The sequence below is a fragment of the Enterovibrio qingdaonensis genome, from assembly GCF_028683135.1.
GTDB lineage: Bacteria > Pseudomonadota > Gammaproteobacteria > Enterobacterales > Vibrionaceae > Enterovibrio > Enterovibrio qingdaonensis.
In genome coordinates, this window is record NZ_JAJUBB010000057.1 from 1 (window position 1) to 1,304 (window position 1,304).

1 protein-coding gene is annotated in these 1,304 nt (G+C 45.9%); it reads right to left on the bottom strand.

The features are described 5' to 3' along the window. Positions 1-28 precede the first annotated feature (28 nt). A protein-coding gene (locus tag LRP49_RS25090; protein ID WP_274146398.1) for an IS3 family transposase occupies positions 29-1,263 on the bottom strand; the annotation gives its coding sequence in 2 pieces (ribosomal slippage) (positions 29-921 and positions 921-1,263; 1,236 coding nt in all). Positions 1,264-1,304: the final 41 nt, after the last annotated feature.

The following is a 1,304-nucleotide window of genomic DNA, read 5'->3' on the forward strand; positions in this document are numbered from 1 at the left end:
TGTCCCGTCCTAAAATAGGTTGACGGTTTTAAGTAAGAGCCAGTGGGTATTGCCTACTGGCTTTTTCATGTACCTCATTTGGGGTTTGCATCCCTAGGCTGAGGTGTGGCCTAAGCTTGTTGTATATATCGATACTCTCTTTCACCAGCGATAGCAACTCCGCTTTGTTTTTGCATGGATAGAGCAAGAACTCTTGCTTGAGAATGCCATTGACCCGTTCCGCCAGTGCGTTCTGATAACAGTCGTATCCGTCGGTCATGGAAGCGCGCCATCCTTTTGTTATCAACTGAGACTGATATTCCCCCGAGCAGTATTGCAGTCCGCGGTCTGAGTGATGGATAGTACAAATCCTTGTATGCCTTCTCGCCTGAGCCATTTTCAAGGCTTTCGTAATATCACTCGCCTTCATCTCATCACTTAACTCATATCCCAAGATCTTTCTTGAATAAGCATCTGTAACCAGAGACAAATAGTGGGTTCCTTCGTCACTGTTTACATAGGTAATATCGCTGACAACGGCCTCTTCTACATGGGTAACTTTCCATTTCTTCAGTAAATTAGGATGCTTCTTCAGCCAGTGTTTGCTGTTGGTTGTCTTCGTATAGACCTTCAATGGCCGAACGAGAAGATGATGATTCTTCAGTAGGCGAAATAGACCATCCCGCCCTAGCTTGATACCTTGCTCTACCAGAGTAGGCTTGATCAGGTGATAAAGCTTGCGCGTGCCTAGACGAGGCATCTGCATTCGCCAAGCTCGAACCACATCAAGCACGGGGGCTAGCCTCAGTTTCTCCTTGTCTAGCCGCTCTTTCCACTGATACACAGCTTGGCGGCTGAAGCCCAAACAGCGACAACAGGATGCTAGTTTGATTTTCCCTTTCGCTTTTTCATAGCAGAGAGTTCGGAAGAGTACTTTTTTCGAATATCTATCCCGTACTCTTTGATGAGGGTTTCTTCCATACAACCATAGACATGATTGACTTGCTTTAGCGTCTCAATTTCCTTTTTGAGCCGTTTGATCTCTTGGGCGGGCGTTTCTTTCGACTGGGTCATATTGGGTAGCCTCATTGGCTTGGACCAATCTAATCTACCATGTTTTCTGAGCCACACCAGAACAGTGCTTCTCCCTTGGATACCATAACGTTTCTGAGCTTGTTTGTAAGTCAGTTCGCCGTTTTCAACCCGTTCGACAACAGACAATTTAAAGCCCATTGAATAATCACGGGAAGTTCGGCGGATACGCTTGGAGTTTGACTCTTTCATGAATAAGTCTCCAAAGTGTCAACTTATTCCAGGACGGGACA